This is a genomic window from Streptomyces sp. NPDC053542 (assembly GCF_044544685.1).
GTDB lineage: Bacteria > Actinomycetota > Actinomycetes > Streptomycetales > Streptomycetaceae > Streptomyces.
Genome location: NZ_JBITXL010000008.1, coordinates 44,851 through 66,254 on the forward strand (window position 1 = coordinate 44,851; position 21,404 = coordinate 66,254).

The window sequence follows — 21,404 nt, forward strand, 5'->3', positions numbered from 1 at the left end:
ACGCCGCAGGACGTTTTCCCATTCGCGATCCACGGAGGAGTAACCCCGTGCGCTTCGACACGACCGGAAAAGTCTCGCTCGACCACATCTACACGCAGCCCGACCCGCGCGCGTACTTCACCATGCTGCGCACGCTCGACTACTGCGTACCGCAGCTCGCCAAGCCGTACTTCGCCAAGCTCCTCCAGGAGTACCGCGAGACCCGGCGGGTGGCGGTGCCCAAGGTCGTCGACATCGGCTGCTCGTACGGCATCAACGCCGCGCTGCTGAAGTACGACCTGGCCATGGACGAGCTGTACGCCCGTTACGGCGGCGACGCGGCCGCCGGGCTGACGCGCGAGGAGCTGCTCGCCCGGGACCGGGAGCTGTCCCGGGCCCGCCGGCCCGCCCAGCACACCCGCTTCGTCGGCCTCGACGCCTCCGAGAACGCCCTCGACTACGCGCGCGAGGCCGGCTTCCTCGACGGCACCGTCCACGCCGACCTGGAGAACCACGACCCCACACCGGAACAGCGCGCCCTGCTGTCCGGCGCCGACCTGGTGTTCTCCACCGGCTGCATCGGCTACGTCACCGAACGCACCCTCACCCGCGTCGTCCGCGCGCAGGGCGGCCACCGGCCCTGGATGGCCCACTTCGTGCTGCGGATGTTCCCGTTCGACCCGGTCGAGCGGGCGCTGGCGGGCCTGGGCTACGAGACCACCCGCGTCGACGGCATGCACAAACAGCGCCGGTTCGCCTCCCCCGAGGAGCAGGCGCTCGTCCTGGACACGATGTCGGCAGCCGGAGTGGATGCCACCGGCCTGGAGGCGGAAGGCTGGCTGTACGCACAGCTCTACGTCTCCCGGCCGTACGGCCCGGCAGAACGCCTCCGGTCCCACGATCCTCACGACCCGAATCGAGAGCAGCTTTGAACCCCAGTCAGGGCACGGCCACCGCCACCCCGGCCACCGCCGCCCCCACCACCCCCACCTTCGCCCACGAGGACACCCTGCCGCGGGTGCCGCTGCCCTCGCTGGAGGACAGCTGCGAGCGGTTCCTCGCCTGGTGCGGGCCGCTGCTGACCCCCGAGGAGCGGGCGGCGACCGAGGCGGAGGTGGCCGCCTTCTGCCGCCCGGACGGTCCGGGCCCCGTCCTGCAGGCGGCGCTGGCGGGGTACGACCGCACGCCGGGCGTGCACAGCTGGCTCGACACCTTCTGGCCCTACCGCTACCTGGGCCGCCGGGACCGCATCGCCCTCAACGCCAACTTCTTCTTCCTCTTCAAGGACACCGGGCAGCAGCAGGCCGAGCGGGCGGCCGGGCTGATCGCCGCGGCCGTCGCGTACAAGAAGCAGCTCGACGAGGAGAAGATCCCGCCCGTGGTGCTGCGCGGGGCGCCGCAGACCATGGAGCAGAACAAGTACCTCTTCTCCACCACCCGCATCCCCGGCGTGGAGCTGGACACGGTCCGCCACCCCTACTCCGAGGAGTGGCCCGGCCCCTCCGACGCCCGCCACATCGTCGTCTTCTTCCGGGGCGCGATGTACAAGATGGACGTCCTGGGCGCCGACGGCACCCCGCACAGCCTCGCCGACCTGGAAGCGGGGCTGGCCGCCGTGGTGAAGGCCGGCGCGGAACCGCCGGCGCCGGGCACGTCCGTGGGCCACCTCACCACGATGGCCCGCGCCGAATGGGCGGCCGCCCGCGCAGACCTCCTCGCCCACCACCCCGGCAACGCGGCGGCCCTGGACGACGTCGAAACGGCCCTCTTCTGCGTCTCCCTGGAGGACTTCGCACCCGCCGACACCCAGGAGACCTGCGACGAACTCCTCTACGGCGACCGCGGCAACCGCTGGTTCGACAAGGCGGTGACCTTCATCGTCTTCGCCGACGGCCGGGCCGGCATCAACGTCGAGCACTGCGGCCTGGACGGCACGACCATCCTCAGCTTCGTCGACACCCTCCTCGGCACCCCCGCCGAGGAGCACTCCCGGCTCTCCGGCGCCCGCTCCCAGGGCCGCCCGGAGATCGCCCCGGTCGTCTTCGAGCTGGACGACGCCCTCCAGGCCAGGGCCCGCGCCGCCGCCGAGTCCTTCGCCCAGTACGGCGCGGACACCGCCACCCGGACGGTGTCCTTCGAGGACTTCGGCAGTACGGCGGCCAAGGCGCTGCGCACCTCGCCCGACGCCTTCGTGCAGCTCGCCTACCAGCTCGCCCACCAGCGCGCGAAGGGCCGGCTGGGCGCCACGTACGAGTCGATCGCCACCCGCCAGTGGCGCCGCGGCCGCACCGAGGCCATGCGTGTCGTCACCCCCGAGATCCAGGCGTTCGTGGCGGCCATGGAGGACCCGGCGGCCGACGCCGGGGCCCGTCGCGCGGCTTTCCGCGCGGCCGCCACCGCACACGTCACCCGCGCCAAGGAATGCCAGGCGGGCGAAGCCCCCGAGCAGCACCTCTGGGAGCTGGAGCTGATCCAGCGCCGTCGCGGCGCGGACCTGGGCGTGACCGAACAGCCCGCGCTCTACCGCTCCCCGGGCTGGCTGACGATGCGCGATGACTACCTGAGCACCAGCTCGGCGCCGTCCGAGTACATCCAGTACTTCGGCTTCGGCTCCACGAGCAGCCGCTGCATCGGCATCGCCTACGTCCTCCTCCCCGACCGCTTCAACCTCTACCTGAGCACCCCCCGCGCGGTCGCCGACCAGATGCACGCCTTCGCCGACCACCTCCGCACGGCGGTCACCGAACTCCGGGAACTGCTGGCGGGGGAGTGATCTCGTGACGGGGAAGTGATCTCGTGACGGGGGAGTGACCCCGTGACGGGGGAGTGACCCCCTCCCCTCGCCGAGGGCCGCCACCTGCGTCGGGGTGGCGGCCCTCGCGCTGTGGGTAAAACCCCTTTCCGGCACCAGAGTTGCCGGTGCGGCGGAAGGGGGACGCGTGAGTGAGGAACGGGTCGAGACGGCACGTACGGGGGCCGAAGGCGAGGAGGCGGCGACGGAAGGCGGCGCCCGGTTCCAGAAGTTACGGACCTGGGGGCTGGCCCTCGCCGGCATCGTGGTCAGCAGCCTCGTGGCGGCACTGGTCACGAACTACTTCGACACCTTGACCAGCGCGGGCAACGTCCCGGGCGGCCGCGGGCTGCACGCGGAGTCCCAGGTCTGGTGGGACCGGACCCGGGACGTACGGACGGTGGCGATGCCGCACCCCGTGGATCTCGAAGACCTCGGGCTCGCCGCCGGCGACGCGGACGGACAGTTCGACGCCCTCGTCAAGGACGGCGGCAGCTACGCGGGCATGATGCGCATCCGGCTCACCCTCATGAACTTCGCCAAGTCGCCGGTCGTGATCACGGGCGTGCGGGCCGTGACCACCGCCGAGAAGCCGGTCCCTTCGGGCCCCGCCTTCTCCTGCGGCGGCGCCCAGGGCAGCACGGGCGTCACCCGCGTGCGGCTGGACCTGGGGAGCGCGGACAAGGAGGCGGAGGAGTACGACGGGGACGAGCTCGTGGGCCGCTATCCCGCCGAGGAGATCCAGCTCGCGAAGCAGGACGAACCGGCGATCTTCGATGTCCGGGTGACGGCCGGGCCGAAGTTCTACCGGTACGTCATCGAGATCCACTACACCCAGGGCACCACGAAGGGGACGCTCCGCGTCGACGACGGGGGAAAGCCGTTCGCGCTGGGCCCGGTGAACAAGCGGGCGACGCGCTACCGCTGCGACGAGAACACCAACACCTGGGTACGGTCGTGAGCCCCCGCGGCCTCCTGCTCCTCGCCGCGCTCACGGCCGGAGCCGTCGTGGGAGCGCTCACCGCGGCCGGGACCGGCGGACCGGAGACGCTCGGGGGCGGCCCGGACATCCAGGTGCTCGGCCGCTCGGTACTGGGGGAATCGGGCGGCTGGACGGCGACGGTACCGACCCGGAGCGCCGTGCCGCGCCGGCTGCTCGCCCCGGCCGGCGGCTGCCTCCCGCTGCACGCCTGGGCGAGCGAGCGCGCCGCGGTCCCCCGGGGCACGGCCACCGCGGCCTTCACCGTCGCGGCACCCGCCGACCGGGCACTGCTCATCCGCGGCGTGAAAGTGATCAAGGGCAAGCGCCTCCCGCTGCCGACGGGCCGGGACGTGGCGTGCTCCGAGACCGGCGGCTCCGTCCTGGGCTACGGCATGCCGCTGCGCGCCCAGCAGAGCCTGGACGGTCCGGCCTCCGCCCGGCCGCTGAGCCAGTACGTCCGTCCGGGCGGCACCACCGGCGGCTCCATTCGGGTTCGCACCCGCGATTGCTCCTGCCAGTGGTGGCTCGAACTGGACGTGCTCGACAACGGGAAGCCCCGGAAGCTCCGGATCGACGACGGCGGCAAGCCGTTCACCCTCGCCCCGCCGGTCCCGCCCGTCGCCACGGACGCGGACCGGGAGGTGTGGAAGTACGGCGGCGGGAACATTCCGCTGGCCCGCGCGCCCCACAACGGCACGGTCGGCGATCACCGCCACTCCGCCCGCGGGCTCTGGCTGACCCCCGGCTCCCAGGCGCCCTGGCAGCTCACCACCGACCACGAGGTCCCCGCCGTCCGGCGGATCGCCGGCAGCCTGGACGTACCGGGCGTGCCCTGCGTACGCATGTACCGCACGCTCATCGCCGCGGGCGGCCGGCACACCGGACACAGCACCTTCGTGGCGCAGGTCGCCTCCCGCACCGAGCAGTCCCTCACGGCGGACGTCAGCCTGCGCATCGAGAAGGCGGAGCCGCGGCGCGGCGGCCCGGCCCACGCCTGCCTGGCCGACAACTGGCAGCTGGACATGGACCGCAAGCGCGAGGAGGTGACCGTGCACCTGACGGGTGCCGCACCCGGCACGGAACTCCCGGTCATGACGGGAAGGGAGCTGGACCTCGCCCACCCGGAAGGAACCCCCGTCGGTGGCACCCCCCTGTTCTTCGGTGTGGAACCGGGCGACGCCGACTATTCCTTCACCGTACGGCTGCGCCTCACCGACAAGGCCGGCAAGGTCACCGAACACACCCTGACCGACAACGGCAGACCGTTCGTCGTGTCCGGGTCACCACCCCCCGACGAGGTCACCGTCCATCGCGAGACCGGCAACAGCACCAGCCTCTTCCTGCTCGACTGACGTACCGGCTCCCTGGCCGACTTCCCGGCCGACTCCCTGGCCGGCTTCTTGGCCGGCTTCGCGCCGCTCGGCGTCCGCAGGCCGACAGGCTCGGTGCCGGATTTGCCCCGCCCCCGGGTCGGTGTGTCACAGTGGTCCGCCCCGATCGACCGGGCGCGCGCGTGCGCAGCCGTCGTCGGGGTCCCCAACTCAAACGGACCTTCCGAGCCGTGCTTCTCGCATGCCCGAAAAGTCCCGTTCTCCTCCTGTCCATGTCCGTGCCCTACTGATGTCCTCCCGACATCCGTACTCCCCACCCAGAGAGCGATGCAGGCAACGACTCACGCACCCCGAGCCGCCGACCTGTTCCACCAGGGACTGGAGCGCCAGGCCGGCGCCGCCCTGCTGCGCTTCGGCGCCGCCCGGCCGCGCCCGGCCGGCCGGATCAGCTGGACCGGCGACGGCGCCGCCGCCTGGCTCGACGACGCCCGCGGCCATGTGTGGTCCGTCGGCGAGCCGGAAGCCGCCGCCGGCCTCGTGCTGCGCGCCGCGCTGGGCTCTCCCGACCGGGTACGCGAATTCACCGGCCCCCGCGGCACGGAAACCCTGGTGGCCCGCCACCTCGCGGTCACCGACATCATCGAGTGGATCTTCCGCTGGACGCTGGAGGAGCCCCCGCTCCAACGCGCCGAGGACCGCGTGATCACCCTCGACGAGTCCCATCACGACGAAATCCGCGCCTTCCTCGCCGAGCACAGCCCCGCCCACTCCACCGGCCCCGGCTCCGCCGACGTCAGCCTGTGGGCCGGCATCCGCAACACCGACGGCCGGCTCGTCGCCTGCGGCGCCCTCAGCAGCCTGCGCGACAGCGGCGCCCCCCTGATGGCCTCCGTCGCGACCGACGCCACCCAGCGCGGCCAGGGCCTCGGCGCGGCCCTGACCTCCTGGCTCACCCGCCACGCCGTCCACCACCACGGCTTCTGCACCCTCTGGCAACTGGCCGACAACACCCCCGCCGACCGCCTCTACACCCGCCTCGGCTACCGCAACGAGGACCCCTGCGTCTCGGCGCGCCTCGTCACCCCCTGAGCGCGGCGCCCAGAAACGCCCGAGGGCCGTCACCCCGACTGCGGGGTGACGGCCCTCGTACTGCGGAAGCCGCGCTCTTTAGATGTCGAAGTACAGCTCGAACTCGTGCGGGTGCGGGCGGAGCTGGATCGGGGCGATCTCGTTGGTGCGCTTGTAGTCGATCCAGGTCTCGATCAGGTCCGAGGTGAAGACGCCGCCCTGCTGGAGGTACTCGTTGTCCGCCTCGAGGGCGTCGAGGACCGCGGGGAGGGAGGTCGGGACCTGCTGGACGTTCGCGTGCTCCTCGGGAGCGAGCTCGTACAGGTCCTTGTCGATCGGCTCGGCCGGCTCGATCTTGTTCTTCACGCCGTCCAGGCCCGCGAGGAGGAGCGCGGAGAACGCCAGGTACGGGTTGGAGGACGGGTCCGGGGCGCGGAACTCGACGCGCTTGGCCTTCGGGTTCGAGCCGGTGATCGGGATACGCATCGCGGCCGAGCGGTTGCGCTGCGAGTACACCATGTTGACCGGGGCCTCGAAGCCGGGGACCAGGCGGTGGTAGGAGTTCACCGTCGGGTTGGTGAAGGCCAGCAGCGACGGGGCGTGCTTGAGGATGCCGCCGATGTAGTAGCGGGCGGTGTCCGAGAGGCCCGCGTAGCCCTGCTCGTCGTAGAAGAGCGGCTCGCCACCGGACCACAGGGACTGGTGGACGTGCATGCCGGAGCCGTTGTCACCGAAGATCGGCTTGGGCATGAAGGTCGCGGTCTTGTTGTTGCGCCAGGCGACGTTCTTCACGATGTACTTGAAGAGCATCAGGTCGTCGGCCGCGGCGAGCAGCGTGTTGAACTTGTAGTTGATCTCCGCCTGGCCGGCCGTGCCGACCTCGTGGTGCTGGCGCTCGACCTTCAGGCCCGCGCGGTCCAGCTCCAGGGAGATCTCGGCGCGCAGGTCGGCGAAGTGGTCGACCGGCGGGGCCGGGAAGTAGCCGCCCTTGTAGCGGACCTTGTAGCCGCGGTTGTTCTCCACCGCACCGGTGTTCCAGGCGCCGGCCTCGGAGTCGATGTGGTAGAAGGACTGGTTCGCCGACGTCTCGAAGCGGACGTTGTCGAAGACGTAGAACTCGGCCTCGGGGCCGAAGAACGCGGTGTCGGCGATGCCGGTGGAGGCGAGGTACGCCTCGGCCTTCTTCGCCACGTTCCGCGGGTCACGGCTGTACTGCTCGCCGGTGATCGGGTCGTGGATGAAGAAGTTGACGTTGAGCGTCTTGTCCCGGCGGAACGGGTCGACACGGGCGGTCGAGAGGTCCGCGCGCAGCGCCATGTCGGACTCGTGGATGGCCTGGAAGCCGCGGATCGAGGAGCCGTCGAACGCGAGCTCCTCGTTCGGGTCGAACGCCTCCGCCGGTACCGTGAAGTGCTGCATGACACCGGGCAGGTCGCAGAACCGGACGTCGACGAACTTGACGTCCTCGTCCGCGATGAACTTCTTGGCCTCGTCGGCGTTCTGGAACATCCAACTCCTCCTAGCCCGGTCACCGGTCGGCGGCTCGGGGTTGCTCCTCGGATCGCGACCATGTGCGGTGGCGCGCTCGCCCGACCTTAGGTAGGCGGGATTTCCCAAGCATGACCCATTTGTTTCGCCCAGGTTAACCGGCGCGCGGCGGCCGTCGCCCGTCGTGGCGTCCCGGCCGGGTGCCGGGACGGCCCCGTACCCCGTACGGCGGGGTGGCCGCCGCACACCCCGTTCCGGCGCCCCGCCCCGCGGGAAATGTATGCGGTCGCAGTACCGTGGACGGGTGGACAACAGGCAAGCAATGGGATCGTGGCTCTCCGGGCCCCGCGCGGCGGCCGAGGACATGGGCGTCGACTTCGGTTACCGGGGGCAGCAGCTGGGACTGCCGGAGCACGGCTCCGGCTCGGTCGCCCGCCCGGGCCGCCGCTTCGTGGCCCTGCTCATCGACTGGGCGCTGTGCATGCTCATCGCGTACGGGCTGCTCAGCGGCGGCAAGGCGAACGCGGCGAGCAACTGGGCGCTGCTGGTCTTCCTGGTCCTGAGCGTGCTGACCGTCGGCACGGTCGGCTTCACCCCCGGCAAGCGGCTGCTCGGCCTGCGCGTGGTCGCCGAGGGCGGCGGCCGGCTGTCGCTGCCCCGCGTACTGGTCCGTACGGTCGCGCTGATGATCGTCATCCCCGCCGCGATCTGGGACCGCGACGGCCGTGGCCTGCACGACCGCCTGGCGCGGGCGGTCCAGGTCCGCATCTGAGACGCGGACACAGAGAACAAGGAGAAGCGGGGGGGGGGGGGGGGGGGGGGGCGGGGCGGGGGGGGGGGGGGGGGGGGGGGGGGGGGGCCCCCCCCCCCCCGACCGGTGGGTCAGGAGAGGGTCGAGACGGTCTTGCGGACCTGCTCGGCGATCTCGGTGGGCAGCGGGGCGTAGCCCAGGTCCTTCAGAGCGGCCTGGCCGTCCTTGCTGGCCATGTAGGTCAGGAAGGACTTGGTCGCCGGCAGGGTCTCCTTCTTGTTGCCCTTGTCGCAGGCGATCTCGTAGGTCACCAGGGTGATCGGGTAGGCACCCTCGGCCTTGGTGTCGTAGGCCAGCTCCAGGGCGTGGTCGTTGCCCTTGCCGACCCGCTTGGCCTCGGCGATGGCCTTGGAAGCGTTGTCGACGTCGGCCTCGACCGGCTCCTTGGCGCCGGTGTCCAGCTTGACGGTGTTCACCTTGCTGGACTCGGCGTAGGAGAGCTCGAAGTAGGAGATCGCGCCGGCGGTCTGCTTGACCTGCGAGGAGACGCCGGAGGAGCCGGAGGCGGCCTGGCCGCCCTTGCCCGCCCACGCCTTGTCGGGCTCGTACTTCCAGGACTTCGGCGCGGCCTTCTTGAAGTACTCGGTGAGGTTCTTGGTGGTGCCGGACTCGTCCGAGCGGTGGAACGCCTGGATCTTCAGGTCGGGCAGCTTGGCGCTGGGGTTGAGCTTCTTGATCGCCGGGTCGTTCCACTTGGTGATCTTCGAGTCGAAGATCTTGGCGAGGGTCTCGGCGTCCAGGACGAGGTCCTCGACACCCGGGACGTTGTAGCCGATGGCGACCGGGCCGCCGACCATCGGCAGGTTGATGCCCTGGCCGGTCTTGCACAGCTGCTTCGACTTCTCGACCTCCGCCGGCTCGAGCGCCGAGTCGGAGCCCGCGAAGGCGGTCTGGCCCTGCAGGAAGGTGGTGACACCGGCACCGGAGCCCGTGGGCTGGTAGTTGATCTCGGTGTCCTTACAGGCGCCGGAGTAGTTCTGCACCCAGACGTCCATGGCGTTCTTCTGCGCCGAGGAGCCGGAGGCGAGGAGCTTGCCCTTGCCGTCGCACTTGATGTTCGCGGCCTTGGCGGACGAGGCGCCGGGACCGCCCGTGGTGTCGTCCGAGCCGCACGCCGAGAGGGCCAGGGCTCCGGAGACGGCGAGAGCGCCAACGGCGAGGGCGCGAACCCGGGTCTTGCGCTGAAGCTTCACTGTCGAGAGTTCCTTCCTGGGGCCCGCCGTGGTCAGTGGCGTGCTGGGCCGTGAAATGAATCAGTTGAGGTGTCCAGCTATGCGGTGCCGCGCCGCCTTCCGGGCATGACGCGCACTCGGTAAGGCCGAAATTAGGCAGATCAGGTGAAGCCGCCGAAGGAGCGGAGTGAACGCGGGGTGAACCTCGGCCGTCGGATGAGTGCGGCCGGTTTGTCCGCTGCGCACCGGACCGGACGGTGATCTACCGGAAGAAGTGATGCGCTGCTCTTCTGTATTACCGGCCGGTATGGCAGCATCCGCGGCTGAGGTCCGCTGCAGGGGTGGGGGCGTCCGCTCCCCGACGACGCGTACGGCGACATGACCGGAGGTGGCCCGTGAGGAGCCCGGTGGAACGGCGGAACGTGGGGCGGGGAGCGGCGGTGGTCTGCGCGGCCGTGGTGCTGTGCGCGACGGGCGCCCTGGCGGGCCCGGTACCGGCGGCGTACGCGGATCCGGCCCCGGCGGGCACGCGGGACCTGGAGGAGGTACGTAAGAAGATCGACGGCCTCTACCGCCGCGCCGAGCGGGCCACCGACGCGTACAACGCCGCGAAGGAACAGGTCGAGCGCCAGCAGAAGGACATCGTGAAGCTGGCGAAGAACATCGTCAGTACGCAGCACGAACGCAAGGAATTGCGGCGCCGGGCCGGCTCGCTGGCCAGCGCGCAGTACCGCGGCGGCGGCCTGCCCGCCGAGGCGAAACTGATGCTCGACAAGGACCCGGAAGGATTCCTCGATCACGCCACGCTCGCCCGCAAGGGACAGCACGCGGTCCGCGGCGTACTGGCGCGGCTGGCCCGCACGGAGAGCGATCTGCAGGGCTACGCCGAGGACGCCACCGCGCGCTGGGAGAAGCTGGAGAAAGAGCGGAAGAAGAAGGCCGCGGCGAAGAAGGACATCGAGCGGAAGATCGACGCCGCGGAGCGGATCGAGTCGCGGCTGAAGGCGGCGGAAAAGGCCCGGCTGAAGAAGCTGGAAGAGGACCGGGCCCGGCAGGCACAGACGAAATGGCTGGATTCCGGAATCCTGGCCGACATCGGCGGTACCGCGTCCGCAGCGGGCAAGCGGGCGATTTCCTACGCGACGGAACAGATCGGCAAGGATTACGTGTGGGGCGCGGAAGGCCCGGACACCTTTGACTGTTCCGGACTCACCATGCGCGCGTGGGAATCGGCGGGCCATCCCATTCCGCGCACGTCACAGGAACAATGGCGGCAACTGCCGCACATCGACATCGAGGACATGCGTCCAGGGGATCTGATCATTTACCACGAGGACGCCAGCCATGTGGGGATGTACCTGGGCGACGGCGCCATCGTGCACGCCCCGCGGCCCGGCCGCCAAGTGACCCTGGCCGGCGCCGGATCGATGCGGATCCTGGGCGTCGTACGGCCGGACGCGAAGCGCTGACCCGACGTAGCGTATTGCGCTGTGTGCGCGCTGTGTCCGCCCTGTGATTCCGCCATCGGGACGGCGAAAACAACGTCACCGTCCGGTTGCCGAGCGTGTGCCCGGGGTGATGTTCGTCATTCCGCATTTCTCCCCAGGACGGCCAAATCGCTGGCGTAACCCGGTTTATGGTCGTGGCCGCGTGTCGGCCGCCATTCCGTACGGGCCCGTACTGGCGCTAAGGTCGGCTTCCAGTGCCCGGTGGCGCACCGCTCGTAGGACCAATGAGCGGCGCGGAACCGGGCACGGTGGTGCGCCGGTCGGTCACCGCCGCCGCACCCTCGGGGGGAGGGAAGGAACCAGAGGACATGCCCGTACCCGGACCGCGCCAGCGCACGGCCCTGCTGCCATCGGCTGCGGGGCCGGCGAACGGCGCGCCCGAGTCCGCGCGCCCTGCGCAGGGGGAGCCCGCGCCGCGGGACGCGGCGCTGGGGGAGGCCGCGCGCCCGCAGGACGGCGCGGACACGCTCCCGGATCCGGCACACACGCCCGGGCCGGCCGCGCCGGGCACCACCGGCCACGGGCTGACCCTGCTGGTGATCGGCGAGGACCCCACCAGCTCCGTACCGGAGATGTCCGACGGCCAGGGCCACAAGGTCAGGGTCCGCACCGCGCGCAACCTCACCGAGGCCCAGCGGCTGCTCACCGACGACGTGCACTGCGTCCTGCTCGACCTGGCGGCCATGCCGGGCGGCCGGGAGGCGCGGGAGGCCGGGGACCGGGAGAGCCGCCCCGAGGCCGGGGAGACCGTGGCACCGGACGAGCTGGAGCCGCTGCGCGCGGTTCTGCGGCTCGCCCCGCGCCACGCCGTGCTCGCGCTGACCGCGGAGGCGGACGCGGAGCGCGGCGCCGAGGCCGTGCGCGTCGGGGCGCAGGACTACCTCTCCCGTGACCAGCTGGACGGCGCCGTGCTCAGCCGCGTCGTGCGCTACGCCGTGGAACGCAAACGCGCCGACCTCGCGCAGCGCCAGCTCACCGAGTCCCGGCTGCGCGCCCAGGAGAACGCCCGGCTGGAGCGCGGGCTGCTGCCCACCCCCCTCCTGGAGGGCTCCGACCTGCGCTTCGCCGCCCGGTACCGCCCGGGACGCAGCCGTGCGCTGCTCGGCGGCGACTTCTACGACACGGTCCGCACGCCCGACGGCACGGTTCACGCCATGATCGGCGACGTCTGCGGGCACGGTCCCGACGAGGCGGCCCTCGGCGTGGAACTCCGTATCGCCTGGCGCGCGTTGACCTTCGCCGGCCTGTGCGGCGACGAACTGCTCTCCACCCTCCAGCAGGTGCTGGAGAACGAGCGCGACAACGACGAGATCTTCGCGACGCTGTGCACGGTCGACATCGCGCCGGACGGGCGGAGCGCCGGGGTCTGCCTGGCGGGCCACCCGGCGCCGCTGCTGGCCCGGGCAGGCCGCCCGCCGCGGCTGCTTCCGTACGAGAGCGGTGGCCCCGCGCTCGGCCTGCTGCCGCGCGCCCGCTGGCCGCGCCACCAGATCGCGCTGGGCGGCTCCTGGAGCCTGCTGATGTACACCGACGGCATGATCGAGGGCCGGGTCGGGGACGGCAGTCAGCGGCTGGGCCAGGACGGGATGGTCGATCTCGTGGCCGCCCGGATGGCCGCGGGGCTGCGCGGCGAGGCGCTGCTCGACGCCGCCGTCACGGAGGTGCGCGACCTCAACGGCGGTGAACTCACCGACGACCTCGCGGTCCTGCTGCTGGACCGCGGGGGCGCGTGGGGCTGAGAGCCTGTTCCTCACAGGCTCTGACCGGCCGGCTCGGAGGCGCGGTCAGCAGCCGCCTCGGAGGAGCGGTCAGCGGCCGCCGTTCCACGGGCCGTACGGGCCGTCGGAGCTGGAGCCGCCGCGGCGCGGGCCGCGGCCGCCGCCGGAGACCTGCTTGAGCGCGGGCCGGACGTCGACCATGTACACGATCGTCGCGATCAGACCGATGATCGGCAGGAACGACATGACGCCGAAGAGCACGTTGACCAGCGTCGCCAGGCCCAGAATGATCAGCCAGAACGGCTTGGTCTTCTTGTCGGCGGCGCGGTAGGCGTCCTCGCGGCGGATGGCGGAGTCGACGAAGGCGAACGCGCTGAACACCAGCAAGGCGAGCGAAATCAGCCACAGCAGATTGTTGAATCCCTGGATCAGCATGCCGTTCCACCACCCGTTGACTGTCGGACTGTCCTCGTCACCGTACCGGTAGAACGGGCCGGGCACGTCGCACGTGCCCGGCCCGCTCCCCTTGCCCCGCGGCTTACTTCGCCGGCGGCGTGGTCTTCTTGGCCGTCGTCTTGCGGGCGGCCGGGGCCTGCTTCTTCGCCGGCTCGGACTTCGCGCCCTCCTCGGCCTTGGCGGCGGCCGGCTTCTCGCCGGCCTTCGTCTCCCCGGCCTTGGCCGGCTCGGACTTGGCCGCGCCGGACTTCTGCTGCTCCTCGGGCTCCGGCTCGATCGCGACCGCCAGCTCCTCGACCTCGTCCGCGACCTCGCCGCGCCAGGTCTGCACGGCGCCGCGGCCGCGCTCGGCGAGCTCGTCGTAGCCCTCGCGCACCTTGACGGCGTACTCGGCCGCGCGGCCCACGCCCTGGAGCGCGAGGTCCTGGGCCTGCTCACGGATCTTCTTGAGGTCGGTGTCCAGCGAGCCCAGCAGCTCGTAGAACTTGTCCTGGGCCTCCTTGGCCTGCTTGGACACGCGGTCCTGCACGGCCTTGGCGTCGGTGGTGCGCACCTCTTCGAAGCGCTTGGGCGCCTCGGCGCGGATCTTCTCCACCAGCGCCGGCACCTCCTTGAGCTTCTCGCTCGCGAGGTCGGCCGTACCGGCCAGGGCGTACAGCGGGGTGGGGTCGGTCAGCGTCTTGCGGAGGTCGTCGGTGATGGCCATGGCGTTCTTCCTCCTGGAATCGGTTGCTCAGGTGGCGTGCGGGTCGCCGTCGGCCTCTTGGGTGCCCTGCTTCTTGCCCTTGCCCGTACTGCCCTTGCGCGTACTGCCGTGCTCATCGCCGCCGCCGTGCTCGCCTTCCGGCGCGGTCCGGTCGAGGTCCAGACCCTCGGCGCGCGCGATGTCCGAGCTGTAGCCGTTCTCCTTGCGGAACGACTCGTAGATCTGCAGCAGCACCTGCTTCTGCTTCTCGTTCAGGGCCGGATCGGTCAGGATCGCGCTGTGCACTTCCAGCCCGTCCGGATCCCGCCGCTCGTCGAGTATCCCCGCCTGTACGTACAGGGTCTCCGCCGAGATCCGCAGGGCCTTCGCCAGCTGCTGCAGGATCTCCGCGCTCGGCTTGCGCAGGCCGCGCTCGATCTGGCTGAGGTACGGATTGGACACCCCGGCGGCATCGGCGAGCTGCCGGAGGCTGAGCTGCGCGTTGCGCCGCTGCTCCCGCAGGAACTCCCCGAGATTGCCGACGTTGAGTGATGCCATACCCCGATCCTGCACGCATTCGCTAACTATTGCAAGCACCCGCTAGCAAAAGTGTGCCGCATCATGGCTGAGCGAGCGGTTTCCGCGACCGGGCGTGGGATGCTGGGCGGGTGACGCTCGAGGATCTGGTCCGGCTTCGGCGGGCCCGTGACCTGATGGACCGCGAGTACGCGGAGCCGCTGGACGTCCCCGCGCTGGCGCGCGCGGCGCACATGTCGCCCGGCCACTTCTCCCGCAGCTTCCGCGCCGCCTTCGGGGAGACGCCGTACAGCTATCTGATGACCCGCAGGATCGAGCGGGCCAAGGCCCTGCTGCGACGCGGCGACCTGTCGGTGACGGAGGTCTGCTTCGCGGTCGGGTGTACGTCGCTGGGCTCGTTCAGCTCGCGGTTCACCGAGCTGGTGGGCGAGAGCCCCAGCGCGTACCGGGCACGCCGGCACGAGGCGGGCGCGGCCATCCCGGCCTGCGTCGCCAAGATCTTCACGCGCCCGGTCCGGAACGCGGAACGGGCCGGGGCGCGGAGTCGGCCGGGAGCGCGGAACCGGTCACGAACAGGGGAGTGACCGGGGGCGAAGAACCGGCCAAGAACGGCCGAGCGGCCGGGGGCGCGGAATCAGCCAAGAACGGCAAAGCGGCCGGGAGTGCGGAACCGGTCAGGAATGGAGAAGCCAGGCGCGCGCCCCGCCCGTAGCGTGAGCGTCATGGACATCAACCTTTCGCAGTGCTTCATCGCCGTCGACGACCACGACAAGGCGCTCGCCTTCTACCGGGACGTGCTCGGGCTCGAGGTGCGCAACGACGTCGGGTTCGAGGGAATGCGCTGGGTGACGGTCGGCTCGCCGTCGCAGCCCGGCGTGGAGATCGTGCTGGAACCGCCCGCCGCCGACCCGAACGCCTCGCCGGCCGACCGGCAGGCCATGGCGGAACTGCTGGCCAAGGGCATGCTGCGCGGCGTGATCTTCTCGACCGACGACGTCGACGCCGCCTTCGAGCGCATCCAGGCATCGGGTGCCGAGGTGCTGCAGGAGCCGATGGACCAGCCGTACGGGGTCCGCGACTGCGCCTTCCGCGACCCCGCGGGCAACATGCTCCGCTTCAACCAGCGCCTCGCCAAGTAAGAGCCGGGCCGGAGCGATACATGAGTCGTCACATGAGTCGTCGTGATGCAGGGGGAGACATGAAGAGCAGGGCCACGGGGACCGGCGCGCAGCCGCCCGCGCCGCACGTCGCCGACAGCCACGATCTGATCCGTGTGCACGGCGCGCGCGAGAACAATCTCAAGGACGTCAGCATCGAGATCCCGAAGCGCCGCCTGACGGTGTTCACCGGCGTCTCCGGTTCGGGCAAGAGCTCGCTGGTGTTCGACACGATCGCCGCCGAGTCGCAGCGGCTGATCAACGAGACGTACAGCGCCTTCCTGCAGGGATTCATGCCGACGCTCGCACGGCCCGAGGTCGACGTGCTCGACGGACTGACCACCGTGATCACCGTCGACCAGCAGCGGCTGGGGGCCGACCCGCGCTCCACGGTCGGCACCGCCACCGACGCCAACGCCATGCTGCGCATCCTCTTCAGCCGCCTCGGCAAGCCCTACATCGGCTCGCCCAAGGCGTTCGCCTTCAACGTCGCCTCGATCAGCGGCGCGGGCGCGGTCACCGTGGAGCGCGGCGGCCGGACGGTGAAGGAGCGGCGCAGCTTCCGCATCACCGGCGGAATGTGTCCGCGCTGCGAGGGCCGGGGCTCCGTCACCGACATCGACCTGACCGAGCTGTACGACGACAGCAAGTCGCTGAACGAGGGCGCGCTCACGATCCCCGGCTACAGCATGGACGGCTGGTACGGCCGCATCTTCACCGGCTGCGGGTTCTTCGACCCGGACAAGCCGATCCGCCGCTTCACCAAGAAGCAGCTGCACGACCTGCTGTACAAGGAACCGACCAAGATCAAGGTCGAGGGCATCAACCTCACGTACGAGGGCCTGATCCCGAAGATCCAGAAGTCGATGCTGGCCAAGGACGTCGACTCGCTGCAGCCGCACGTCCGGGCGTTCGTGGAGCGCGCGGTCACCTTCGCCACCTGCCCCGACTGCGACGGCACCCGGCTCAGCGAGGCCGCCCGGTCGTCGAAGATCGGCGGGATCAGCATCGCCGACGCGTGCGCGATGCAGATCAGCGACCTGGCCGCCTGGGTACGCGGACTCGCCGAGCCCTCGGTGGCGCCGCTGCTCACCGCGCTGCAGCAGACCCTCGACTCGTTCGTGGAGATCGGCCTCGGCTATCTCTCGCTCGACCGGCCGTCCGGCACCTTGTCGGGCGGTGAGGCGCAGCGCGTCAAGATGATCCGGCACCTCGGCTCGTCGCTCACCGACACCACGTACGTCTTCGACGAGCCGACCACGGGCCTGCACCCGCACGACATCCAGCGGATGAACGACCTGCTGCTGCGGCTGCGGGACAAGGGCAACACGGTGCTCGTCGTGGAGCACAAGCCGGAGCTGATCGCGATCGCCGACCATGTCGTCGACCTCGGCCCCGGCGCTGGTTCGGGCGGCGGCAGCGTCTGCTTCGAGGGCACCGTCGAGGGGCTGCGGGCCGGCGGTACGGTCACCGGCCGGCACTTCGACGACCGGGCGGCGGTGAAGGACACGGTACGCAAGCCCAGTGGAGTGCTGGAGATCCGCGGCGCCTCGACGCACAACCTCCAGAACGTCGATGTCGACATTCCGCTCGGCGTACTGACCGTCGTCACGGGCGTCGCCGGGTCCGGCAAGAGCTCACTCGTGCACGGGTCGCTGTGTCAGCAGCGGGGAGCGGCCGGGGAGGGCGTGGTCTCGGTCGACCAGAGCGCGATCCGCGGCTCGCGACGGAGCAACCCGGCGACGTACACCGGTCTGCTCGACCCGATCCGCAAGGCGTTCGCCAAGGCCAACGGCGTGAAGCCGGCGCTGTTCAGCGCCAACTCCGAGGGCGCCTGCCCCACGTGCAAGGGCGCCGGCGTCGTCTACACGGACCTGGCGATCATGGCCGGTACCGCCACGACCTGCGAGGAGTGCGACGGAAAGCGGTTCGACGCCGCCGTACTGGACTACCACCTCGGCGGACGCGACATCAGCGAGGTCCTCGCGATGCCGGTGGCCGAAGCCCTGGAGTTCTTCGCCGCGGGCGAGGCGCGCGTGCCGGCCGCGCACAAGATCCTGGAGCGGCTGGCCGACGTCGGGCTCGGCTACCTCACCCTCGGCCAGCCGCTCACCACCCTCTCCGGCGGCGAACGGCAGCGGCTGAAGCTGGCCACGCACCTGGGCGAGAAGGGCGGCATCTACGTCCTCGACGAGCCGACCGCCGGCCTGCACCTCGCCGACGTGCAACAACTGCTCGGCCTCCTGGACCGGCTCGTCGACGCCGGCAAGTCGGTCGTCGTGGTCGAGCACCACCAGGCCGTCATGGCACACGCCGACTGGCTCATCGACCTCGGCCCCGGCGCGGGCCACGACGGCGGCAGGATCGTCTTCGAGGGCACGCCCGCTGAGCTGATCGCGGCCCGCGCGACGCTTACGGGGGAGCACTTGGCGGCTTACGTGGGCGGGTGACGGGGCGGCTGACCGGGCGACTGGCCGGAGCAGCCGACCGAGGCGGCGGGCCCGCGGCGTTGTGATCATCTGCCTGCGGGCCGCCGCACCTCTGTGCTACTTCTGACGTCATGAGCTCTGACGCGAACGGCCGTGTCCGGCCAGGGGACTTGCCGGCGATGGCCTTCACCATCCTGTCGGAGGCGTTCTTCGATGACGCGGGACGTGCGGTGCCGTTCCGGCTGCGGGACAAGCGGAACACGCAGGACGACCCGTTCGACGAGTACGTCACCGAACTGTTGCGCGCAGAGCTGCCGACGGAGGTCCTCGTACTCCGCGCGGACAAGCCCCTGGTCAGCCCCGATGTCGTGATCGCGCGGCCCGAGGAGTACGAGCTCCTGAAGTCCGGCGGCGCCGACTACGACCCGCGCGCGATCTTCGGACTCGAGGTCAAGAAGGTCGATCTCGGCAGGAACGGCAAGCCCGCGCGTTCCACGGGTCTCGACTACAACAGCACCCCGCCCTGCGCGACCGTGCGCGTATACGCCGAGGACGGCAGCGAGATCCGGATTCCCGGTTTCTATCTCTTCGTTGCTCTGGAAGGCGACGAAGAAGGCGGCACGGTGTGCGTGCATTCGATGGTGCTGGTGGCTGGGGCAGTGCTGAACAAGGACATCGACCTCTACGACCGCATCACGGGTACGCGGACAAAGGAGATCCGGCTCGGCACCTACGGTGACGGAGCGAACCGCGTGCGGCCGATGCTGCTCTTCTCCAACCCGCTCGGCTGGGAATGGACGCTGGGCGCGGCGACTCTCATCAGTGAGCGCGACGATCTCGCGGACGAGCAACCCCTCGCCCATGTACGCGAGATGACCCGGACCGTCCCCTCGGGGGTGTCCGAGCGATTCCACTGTTACCGGCTCGCCAAACTGTCTCCCCCGGTCGAGGAGACAGCACACGACCCCTTCCCCCAGCCGTCGAAACGCAAGGAAGAGACGGCTCAGCGCGGCCGGTTCGAAATCGACCTCCGGACGCTCACGCTCGGATAGCGTGACGGGAACGGATATCGGTGGGCGCGGTCAGCGACCGGCGCGGTCAGCGGCCGGCGCGGTTGGAGCGCACGTCGAGGGCGGCGGCAGCCGCGGTAACCGCCTCACCGGCTGTCGCCGTCAGTTCCTCAAGGGACAGCGAGTTGCCGGGAATGGTGTGCAGCGCGAGGATGGATCCCCGGACCACGGATTCCACATCCGCATAACCGACCTTGACGCCGGCGTCCTGACACTCGCGCAGCGCGACCACCGCACGATCCCGTACGGATTCCACCGTGAGCCGTTCGGGAACCGTATGCCCGGTGAGCCGGCACACCACGATCGAGTCCAGATTCGACGGATCGGCGGCGCTGGACTTGACGGTGCTCGTACTCATCTCCGCCTTGACGGGCTGCACCGCGGTAATGACCAGTCCCGCGTTCTCCAGCGCCTTGACCAGCTCGACCCACCCGGTGATCCGCGCCTGATGGAAGGTGAACGCGAGCAGACCGTCCGGCTTCAGGAGCCGGGCGCACTCCTTCCACACGGCGGCAAGCGCGCGGCCGAATTCCGCGGGGTCGGCGGACTGTACTTCCTCCGGGTGGCGGGTCGTGACGGCGGTTTTCGGGTAGCTCTCGAAAGGCTGGAGCTGCCGGAGCCAGGCGTGGAAGAAGTCGGCGAGCTCGCTGTAGTGGACGTTGTCCATGAACGGCGGATCGGTGATGACCAGGTCCACCGACTCATCGGGAAGGTCGAACGAGGACGAAGACCCGGAGCGGACATACGCGGGCACGTTCTCCCGCGTGAAATCCTCGGCACCGCCGATTTCCATCGCGAGGGGCTGTGACAGCCCGAAGACACGTTGTGGCTGTGGCGAGCCGTCCATGGGCACGAGATCGTGCGGAGCGCGCTTGTACTCCCAAGCACGGACGATGCGTGACTGATACAGCGTGGAGAAAGCCCCGGAAGACGCGGGGGTACCCCACGGGTGCGCCTCGAGCGGGATCCGTTCCGGCTTCAGAACGTGGTGGGAGAACATGTGCCGGACGGCACCGGTTCCCTCGCCCTTGAACGAACAGAAGAGATTGTTGAATTCGAGCACTCCGGAGAAGAGCGCCGCCAGCGCCTCCCGCTCCGGCCCCGGATCGAGGTCACGGATGGCCTTGCCGAGCAGTCCAAGACTGTAGAGCTGACGGTCGTTGAAGAACTGCCGCCATTCGCGATAATTCCAGCGGAGCGCCTGCCGGGTGTTGTGCCCGTCGTCCAGCGTGCCGACCGGCAGTACGAGCTCTTCACCGCGTTCTTCGAGCAGTTTCCCGGCCTCCGCGTAGAGCGCCAGATCGAAGTCGTCGATGGGTTCGTAAGCGCGCGATCCGTCGGCGGCAAGTACCTGCTTCGCGTACATCCGGAGCCGCGGAGGCCGCCCGCCCAGGGCGTCGATGACCTTCGTCGTGTGGCCCAGCGGGCAGGTCATGGTCGCGCGGTTGACCGGACCGGCCAGGTCCGCGGTCCGGCCGCAGGCGTGGCAGGTGAGCTGCGCGTCCCGCACCACGTTCACGAGGACGACCGCGTGACAGTGCGGACACGTGGCCTTGCTCTCCGGATATTTCTTCGGGTAGGCGTGCTGGGCGAAGACGTACCGGCTGAACAGTTCCACCGGCGGCGCGTCCGGAGGGCACTGCGCGCACGCGGCCAGCGCGACCCAGAAGTAGTACAGGACGGGCCGGCCGTGCCGGTCCTTGTGCAGCCGGTCGATCTCGGCGCGGACCTGGGACTCCACCTGCTCGAATGCCCGGTCCAGCCGGGTACGGTCCCAGCGGGCCAGGGCCTGCCGCTGGACCAGGGTGGCCACCGGATTGATGTCCTTGCCGATCACCTTTGCGCCGAGCTTGGCCGCCTCCGCCAGCGTCGTCCCGGAGCCGGCGAACGGGTCGCAGACGACGAGGCCGTCGAGCCGGAGCGCATTGCTGTAGCAGTCGACCGCATCCTGTTCGTCCTGAGCCACCGCCGCGGCCAGGATGCCGCGGAAGACGGACCCGAGCCGCTGCGCCCACCACTTGTGGGTGTGGGTGGCGGGGCGGTGCACTTCCTTGCGCCAGGACTCCCGCTCGCCGGCCGCCGACACGATCCCGGCAGGAAAGGCCGTCTCCAGCGCCGTCACCGTCGGGACCGCGGTCCGGACGATCGTCGTCGGGGCGTCCTCCGCAGCACCGAAAATGCTGTCCTGCTCGAAGACCGTCATTCACACCTCCAGGTTCGGT

Annotated in this window: 18 protein-coding genes; 12 read left to right on the top strand and 6 right to left on the bottom strand. The window is 70.5% G+C overall.

Annotated elements, in window-relative coordinates:
• The first annotated feature begins 47 nt into the window (after positions 1-47).
• The 5 genes from ACIGXO_RS22850 to ACIGXO_RS22870 all read left to right on the top strand — a co-directional run bounded on the left by ACIGXO_RS22850 (position 48) and on the right by ACIGXO_RS22870 (position 6,172).
• Positions 48-911, top strand: a complete 864-nt coding sequence (locus tag ACIGXO_RS22850) for a class I SAM-dependent methyltransferase (RefSeq protein WP_399789793.1) — start codon at positions 48-50, stop codon at positions 909-911.
• Complete coding sequence (locus ACIGXO_RS22855) at positions 908-2,752, top strand: choline/carnitine O-acyltransferase (RefSeq protein WP_399789798.1); 1,845 nt, start codon at positions 908-910, stop codon at positions 2,750-2,752. The genes ACIGXO_RS22850 and ACIGXO_RS22855 overlap by 4 nt, the downstream gene beginning before the upstream one ends.
• A gap of 166 nt (positions 2,753-2,918) precedes the next feature.
• Complete coding sequence (locus ACIGXO_RS22860; RefSeq protein WP_399789801.1) at positions 2,919-3,731, top strand: hypothetical protein; 813 nt, start codon at positions 2,919-2,921, stop codon at positions 3,729-3,731.
• On the top strand, positions 3,728-5,104 hold the full coding sequence (locus ACIGXO_RS22865; protein WP_399789804.1) for a hypothetical protein: 1,377 nt from the start codon (positions 3,728-3,730) through the stop codon (positions 5,102-5,104). The genes ACIGXO_RS22860 and ACIGXO_RS22865 overlap by 4 nt, the downstream gene beginning before the upstream one ends.
• Before the next feature lie 306 nt (positions 5,105-5,410).
• The gene (locus ACIGXO_RS22870) at positions 5,411-6,172 is read left to right on the top strand and encodes a GNAT family N-acetyltransferase (RefSeq protein WP_399789807.1); all 762 of its coding nucleotides are present in this window, start codon (positions 5,411-5,413) and stop codon (positions 6,170-6,172) included.
• A gap of 78 nt (positions 6,173-6,250) precedes the next feature.
• Here the strand turns inward: ACIGXO_RS22870 and glnA are convergent, their stop codons facing one another.
• A complete protein-coding gene (gene glnA, locus ACIGXO_RS22875; RefSeq protein ID WP_399789809.1) occupies positions 6,251-7,660 on the bottom strand; it encodes a type I glutamate--ammonia ligase in 1,410 nt (469 codons plus the stop codon).
• Positions 7,661-7,943: 283 nt separating this feature from the next.
• Between glnA and ACIGXO_RS22880 the strand changes: the two genes are divergently transcribed.
• Positions 7,944-8,411 carry an RDD family protein gene (locus ACIGXO_RS22880; RefSeq protein ID WP_031055560.1) on the top strand — a complete coding sequence of 156 codons (468 nt, stop codon included), beginning with the start codon at positions 7,944-7,946 and terminating at the stop codon, positions 8,409-8,411.
• 110 nt (positions 8,412-8,521) lie between these two features.
• On the opposite strand, the gene pstS is transcribed toward ACIGXO_RS22880, so the two are convergent.
• Complete coding sequence (pstS, locus tag ACIGXO_RS22885; protein ID WP_399789812.1) at positions 8,522-9,643, bottom strand: phosphate ABC transporter substrate-binding protein PstS; 1,122 nt, start codon at positions 9,641-9,643, stop codon at positions 8,522-8,524.
• Between the two features lie 386 nt (positions 9,644-10,029).
• Here pstS and ACIGXO_RS22890 point away from each other — a divergent pair, with 386 nt between their 5' ends.
• Entirely contained in the window at positions 10,030-11,091 is a 1,062-nt protein-coding gene (locus ACIGXO_RS22890; protein ID WP_399789815.1) for an NlpC/P60 family protein, read from the top strand.
• 347 nt (positions 11,092-11,438) lie between these two features.
• Positions 11,439-12,869: a SpoIIE family protein phosphatase gene (locus ACIGXO_RS22895; protein ID WP_399789818.1), complete on the top strand. Its 1,431-nt coding sequence runs from the start codon at positions 11,439-11,441 to the stop codon at positions 12,867-12,869.
• A 69-nt stretch (positions 12,870-12,938) separates the two neighbouring features.
• Here ACIGXO_RS22895 and ACIGXO_RS22900 read toward each other — a convergent pair whose 3' ends face one another.
• The 3 genes from ACIGXO_RS22900 to ACIGXO_RS22910 form a co-directional block, all read right to left on the bottom strand.
• Positions 12,939-13,283 carry a DUF2516 family protein gene (locus tag ACIGXO_RS22900; protein ID WP_399789821.1) on the bottom strand — a complete coding sequence of 115 codons (345 nt, stop codon included), beginning with the start codon at positions 13,281-13,283 and terminating at the stop codon, positions 12,939-12,941.
• Positions 13,284-13,386: 103 nt separating this feature from the next.
• The gene (locus ACIGXO_RS22905; RefSeq protein WP_399789823.1) at positions 13,387-14,010 is read right to left on the bottom strand and encodes a hypothetical protein; all 624 of its coding nucleotides are present in this window, start codon (positions 14,008-14,010) and stop codon (positions 13,387-13,389) included.
• 27 nt (positions 14,011-14,037) lie between these two features.
• Positions 14,038-14,547 carry a helix-turn-helix domain-containing protein gene (locus ACIGXO_RS22910; protein ID WP_399789826.1) on the bottom strand — a complete coding sequence of 170 codons (510 nt, stop codon included), beginning with the start codon at positions 14,545-14,547 and terminating at the stop codon, positions 14,038-14,040.
• Between the two features lie 110 nt (positions 14,548-14,657).
• Here ACIGXO_RS22910 and ACIGXO_RS22915 point away from each other — a divergent pair, with 110 nt between their 5' ends.
• From ACIGXO_RS22915 to ACIGXO_RS22930, 4 genes are all read left to right on the top strand, one after another.
• The gene (locus ACIGXO_RS22915; protein ID WP_399789828.1) at positions 14,658-15,110 is read left to right on the top strand and encodes a helix-turn-helix domain-containing protein; all 453 of its coding nucleotides are present in this window, start codon (positions 14,658-14,660) and stop codon (positions 15,108-15,110) included.
• 138 nt (positions 15,111-15,248) lie between these two features.
• A complete protein-coding gene (locus tag ACIGXO_RS22920; protein ID WP_399789831.1) occupies positions 15,249-15,665 on the top strand; it encodes a VOC family protein in 417 nt (138 codons plus the stop codon).
• 59 nt (positions 15,666-15,724) lie between these two features.
• On the top strand, positions 15,725-18,133 hold the full coding sequence (locus tag ACIGXO_RS22925) for an ATP-binding cassette domain-containing protein (protein WP_399789833.1): 2,409 nt from the start codon (positions 15,725-15,727) through the stop codon (positions 18,131-18,133).
• A gap of 158 nt (positions 18,134-18,291) precedes the next feature.
• Entirely contained in the window at positions 18,292-19,164 is an 873-nt protein-coding gene (locus ACIGXO_RS22930) for a hypothetical protein (protein ID WP_399789836.1), read from the top strand.
• 46 nt (positions 19,165-19,210) lie between these two features.
• On the opposite strand, the gene ACIGXO_RS22935 is transcribed toward ACIGXO_RS22930, so the two are convergent.
• Positions 19,211-21,385, bottom strand: a complete 2,175-nt coding sequence (locus tag ACIGXO_RS22935) for a DNA methyltransferase (protein ID WP_399789839.1) — start codon at positions 21,383-21,385, stop codon at positions 19,211-19,213.
• Positions 21,386-21,404 lie beyond the last annotated feature (19 nt).

What these genes read in the sequence shown, in the direction of transcription:
- ACIGXO_RS22930 (WP_399789836.1), top strand. Translation starts at nt 18,292, where the DNA reads ATGGCCTTCACCATCCTGTCGGAGGCGTTCTTCGATGACGCGGGACGT.
- ACIGXO_RS22870 (WP_399789807.1), top strand. Translation starts at nt 5,411, where the DNA reads ATGCAGGCAACGACTCACGCACCCCGAGCCGCCGACCTGTTCCACCAG.
- ACIGXO_RS22925 (WP_399789833.1), top strand. Translation starts at nt 15,725, where the DNA reads ATGAAGAGCAGGGCCACGGGGACCGGCGCGCAGCCGCCCGCGCCGCAC.
- ACIGXO_RS22905 (WP_399789823.1), bottom strand. Translation starts at nt 14,010, where the DNA reads ATGGCCATCACCGACGACCTCCGCAAGACGCTGACCGACCCCACCCCG.
- ACIGXO_RS22895 (WP_399789818.1), top strand. Translation starts at nt 11,439, where the DNA reads ATGCCCGTACCCGGACCGCGCCAGCGCACGGCCCTGCTGCCATCGGCT.
- glnA (WP_399789809.1), bottom strand. Translation starts at nt 7,660, where the DNA reads ATGTTCCAGAACGCCGACGAGGCCAAGAAGTTCATCGCGGACGAGGAC.
- ACIGXO_RS22920 (WP_399789831.1), top strand. Translation starts at nt 15,249, where the DNA reads ATGGACATCAACCTTTCGCAGTGCTTCATCGCCGTCGACGACCACGAC.
- ACIGXO_RS22900 (WP_399789821.1), bottom strand. Translation starts at nt 13,283, where the DNA reads ATGCTGATCCAGGGATTCAACAATCTGCTGTGGCTGATTTCGCTCGCC.
- ACIGXO_RS22935 (WP_399789839.1), bottom strand. Translation starts at nt 21,385, where the DNA reads ATGACGGTCTTCGAGCAGGACAGCATTTTCGGTGCTGCGGAGGACGCC.
- ACIGXO_RS22910 (WP_399789826.1), bottom strand. Translation starts at nt 14,547, where the DNA reads ATGGCATCACTCAACGTCGGCAATCTCGGGGAGTTCCTGCGGGAGCAG.